This window comes from Micromonospora sp. AMSO1212t (assembly GCF_008868145.1).
Lineage (GTDB): Bacteria > Actinomycetota > Actinomycetes > Mycobacteriales > Micromonosporaceae > Micromonospora > Micromonospora tulbaghiae.
Map to the genome: position 1 here is coordinate 1 of NZ_WBKS01000234.1, position 3,114 is coordinate 3,114.

Here is a 3,114-nt window from a genome sequence, read left to right on the forward strand (position 1 = left end):
GGGGCCGTGGTCGCCGGGGATGACGCGGATGTGGGCTCGGTAGTGGCGGGCCAGCAACTCCTCGGTCAGCACCTCCTCCGGGGGGCCGGCGGCGGCCACCCGGCCGTCGGCGAGCAGCACCAGGCGGTCGGCGTACTCGCCGGCGATGGAGAGGTCGTGCATGGTGGCGAGCACGGTCAGGCCGTGCGCCCGGCGGAGCTGGTCGACGAGTTCGAGCACCTCCTGCTGGTGCCCGATGTCCAGCGCGCTCGTCGGCTCGTCGAGCAGCAGCAGCGTGGCGCCCTGGGCCAGCGCCCGTGCCAGGAAGACGCGCTGACGCTCGCCGCCGGAGAGCGTGGCCAGCTCGCGGTGGGCGAGCGGGCCCAGGTCGAGCCGGTCCAGCACCTCGTGCACGGCGGCCAGGTCGGCGGCGGACTCGCGGCCCAGCGCCGGGATGTACGGGGTGCGGCCGAGCAGCGCGTAGTCGAACACCGACATGCCGGCCGGCACCACCGGGGACTGCGCCACGGTGGCCACCACACGGGCCCGCTCGCGGCGACGGAGCGCAGCTATCGGCGTACCGAAGAGGGCCACCTCGCCCGGGCCGGTCAGCAGGCCGCCGACGGCGCGCAACAGGGTCGACTTGCCGGCGCCGTTGGGGCCGATGACGGTGACCCATTCGCCGGCGGCGACGGTCAGGTCGACGCCGGTCAGGATCGGGTTGCCGCCGAGGGCGACCCGCAGGTCGTGAACGCGCACGGCGGGGGCGTTCACATCGCCACCCGGCGGGCGGTCCGCAGGACCAGGACGAAGAACGGGCCGCCGAGCAGCGCGGTGACCACGCCGATCGGGATCTCGGCGGGGGCGGCGGCGGTACGGGCGACCACGTCGGTCAGCGCGAGGAACGCGCCGCCGAACAGCATCGACAGCGGCAGGATCACCCGGTGACTGGAACCGAAGAGCAGCCGCATGGTGTGCGGCACGATGATGCCGACGAAGCCGATCAGCCCGGACGCGGACACGGCTGCGGCGGTGCCCAGCGACGCCGCGGCGATCAGCAGGTAGCGGGAGCGTTGCGGGTGCAGGCCCAGGCCGGCGGCCTCGTCGTCGCCGACGGAGAGCACGTCCAGCTCGCGCCGGTGCAGCAGCACCACCACGGCGGTGAGCACGAAGTACGGCAGGACCAGCCACACGTCGTGCCAGCCGGCGGTGGCCAGCCGCCCGAGCAGCCAGGAGTAGACCTGCTGGATGTTGTCGGAGTGCTGTTGCAGCAGGTACGTCTGCCCGGCGCCGAAGAACGCCGAGACCGCGACGCCGGCCAGGATCAGGGTGGCCGGTGACCGGTCCCGTCCACCGGCCGCGCCGAGCAGGTACGTCAGCACGACCGCGCCGAGCGAGCCGACGAACGCGGCGAGCGGGATGGTGATCGGCAGCCCGGTCAGCGCGCCGCCCGCCCCGGCGCCGAGCACGATCGCCGTGGTGACCGCGAACCCGGCGCCGGCCGCCACACCCAGCAGGTACGGGTCGGCCAGCGGGTTGCGGAAGACGCCCTGGTAGCAGCCGCCGGCCAGGGCCAGGAGCGCGCCGACGAGCAGCCCGAGCACGACCCGGGGCAGCCGCAGTTCGGTGATGATCGCGATTTCCCGCTCGGTGAGCCCGCTGTCCAGGTGCACCCCGGGCAGCAGGTTGAGCAGTTCGGCCGCGACGCTGCCGGGCGGCAGGCTCACCGGGCCGAGCGAGACGCCGGCCACCAGCGCGACGAGCACCGCCGCGACACCGGCGAGCAGCCAGCGCTTGCGCAGCCCGGCGGGCCGGATCGGGCCACCGGCCGCGCCGCGCGCCCCACGCCGCCCGGGCCGGGACAGCCATGTGCCGGGCCGGGGCGCCCCGGACGGCCGGGCGAGGGGCGGAGTCCGCCTGTCGTACGGCCACGGTCAGGCCGGGACCTTGGCGGTGGCGTCGACGATCACCTTGAGCAGGTCGACCACGCGCGGGCCCCAGCGCGAGGCGATGTCGTCGTCCAGCTCGACGATCTGGTTGTTCTTCACAGCGGTGATGCCGGACCAGCCGCTGCGCGCCTTCACCGTGTCGGCGTTCTGCTTGCAGCACTTGGTGTCGGAGAGGAAGACGAAGTCGGGGTTCGCCTTGACGATGACCTCCTGTGAGAGCTGCGGGTAGCCGCCGTTCTTCCCGTCGGCGTCGGACGCGTCGGCGATGTTCTCCAGGCCGGCGAGCGCGTAGATGGTGCCGATGAACGTCTTGCTGGTCGCGGTGTACAGCTCCGGGCCCAGCTCGTGGTAGTAGGTCACCTTCTCCGCGCGCTTCGGCAGGTCCTTCGTCAGCGCGGTGATGTCGTCCTTCATCTTCTGCACCACGGCGTCCGCCTCGGACCGGTGGCCGGTGAGCGTGCCCAGGTCGGTGAGCTGCCGGTACGTGTCGTCGAGGGTGGCCGCGGCGGGGATCTGGAGGACCGGGATCTTCAGCGCGACGAGCTGGTCGGCGATCTTGTTGAGGTTGTCCGAGATCACCACCAGGTCGGGGTTCCGGGAGGCGACGGCCTCGGCGTTCGGCTGGTAGCCGGACAGGTCGGTGCGGGGCGCCTCGGCCGGGTAGTTCGACTGGTCGTCGACGGCGGTGACCTGCTTGCCGGCGCCGATGGCGAAGAGCATCTCGGTGGAGGTCGGCGAGAGCGAGACGATCTTCTCGGGCCGCTTCTCCAGCGTCAGCTTGCCGACGGTGGCCGGGAACGCGCCGCCGGAGCCGCCGGCGGCGGGGGTGTCGGTCGAGGTCTTCTCGGCGCAGCCGCCGAGGAGCAGCACGCCGGCCGCGAGCGCGGTGGCGAAGAGCCGGGGGGTACGTCTGGACATGGGTGCCTCCTGTCGGTCGAGGAGTGTGGTGCTTCGCCGACAGGGGAAAAGGCCCGCCCGCGAGGCGCCCTTCCTCGAGAGCGCGTGTCGCGACCGGGCCGCAGGCGACCTGGCTCGTCCCACGTCCGTCGGCGCCGGCGGGAGGCCGACGCCGCGCGTACGGGGCATCACAGTTGCGGGACAGCGCCGGTTTCACACCGGCTTCGCTGTGGCACGGTCGGTGCCACGGTAGCGCACGACCAGCGGAGATCGTCCGGACGGTAGGGGG

At 73.2% G+C, this 3,114-nt stretch carries 3 protein-coding genes and 1 riboswitch; all 3 genes read right to left on the minus strand.

Annotated elements, in window-relative coordinates; all coding sequences use genetic code 11:
• Positions 1-753, minus strand: a 753-nt coding sequence (locus tag F8279_RS29445; protein WP_151501688.1) for an ABC transporter ATP-binding protein, incomplete at its 3' end; no start/stop codon positions are given.
• The gene (locus tag F8279_RS29450; RefSeq protein WP_091416074.1) at positions 750-1,844 is read right to left on the minus strand and encodes an iron ABC transporter permease; all 1,095 of its coding nucleotides are present in this window, start codon (positions 1,842-1,844) and stop codon (positions 750-752) included. The genes F8279_RS29450 and F8279_RS29445, both read right to left, overlap by 4 nt.
• Before the next feature lie 69 nt (positions 1,845-1,913).
• A complete protein-coding gene (locus tag F8279_RS29455; RefSeq protein WP_091414475.1) occupies positions 1,914-2,846 on the minus strand; it encodes an ABC transporter substrate-binding protein in 933 nt (310 codons plus the stop codon).
• A gap of 108 nt (positions 2,847-2,954) precedes the next feature.
• A riboswitch (cobalamin riboswitch) is annotated at positions 2,955-3,048 on the minus strand.
• Positions 3,049-3,114: the final 66 nt, after the last annotated feature.